At 30.6% G+C, this 686-nt stretch carries 1 protein-coding gene; it reads left to right on the top strand.

What is annotated here, in order from left to right:
- Positions 1-95 precede the first annotated feature (95 nt).
- Complete coding sequence (locus tag H5186_RS22650) at positions 96-635, top strand: hypothetical protein (RefSeq protein ID WP_182795052.1); 540 nt, start codon at positions 96-98, stop codon at positions 633-635.
- Positions 636-686: the final 51 nt, after the last annotated feature.

Here is a 686-nt window from a genome sequence, read left to right as displayed (position 1 = left end):
CATTCAATAAATGAAATTGAAAAGTCTTATATAAGGGACGTTGCACCAAAATGCGGGGATACAATGAGATGTTGGTAAGATTATTGATATTACTAATGATAAGTATTTCATCAGTGGCTTTTTCATGTGAAAAAACAATAGAGGCAATAAAACTTATAGAGCTTAATTATGTTACTGGTTTAAAAGTACCGTTCAAACAGTTTCAGATTGAAACGGAATCAAAAGTTTTATTTGAGCGTGACATATTAACGGCCAAAGGGGAGTTTATTAGCAAGGAAAAGATTAATATTGGAGCACGTACTTGTGAAGTACATAATTACCGAAGTGAACGTTATGATATTAGTTATAGTATAGATAAAACACCATCAGTTGAACATGAAGGTAGTCACTTCAATAAGCTGCTTAATTTAATCGATGGCCTTTATAAATTACCTATATGTAGTGCGGACTTTATAGATAACTGGCAGAACTTAGCTGTCACTTTAGAAATTTCAAGTAAACCCAAAGTTCGCTATATTTATGTTGATAAAAAAAACAGACAAGTTGTTTTATTCGAAAATTATGACTGGCACAGTTTTTACCCATCAAAAGATAATACAAAATTAATAATCGGTAGTGGTTACCTAAAAGAATAAATAGAGACAGATATTTCCTTTTTTTATCTTTTATTGCGATTAAAGCTTTAT

This window comes from Pseudoalteromonas sp. SG41-2, assembly GCF_014164535.1.
GTDB classification, from domain to species: Bacteria; Pseudomonadota; Gammaproteobacteria; order Enterobacterales; family Alteromonadaceae; genus Pseudoalteromonas; species Pseudoalteromonas rhizosphaerae.
The sequence above is the reverse complement of the archived record's forward strand: the minus strand, read 5'-3'. Positions and strand labels throughout refer to the sequence as shown.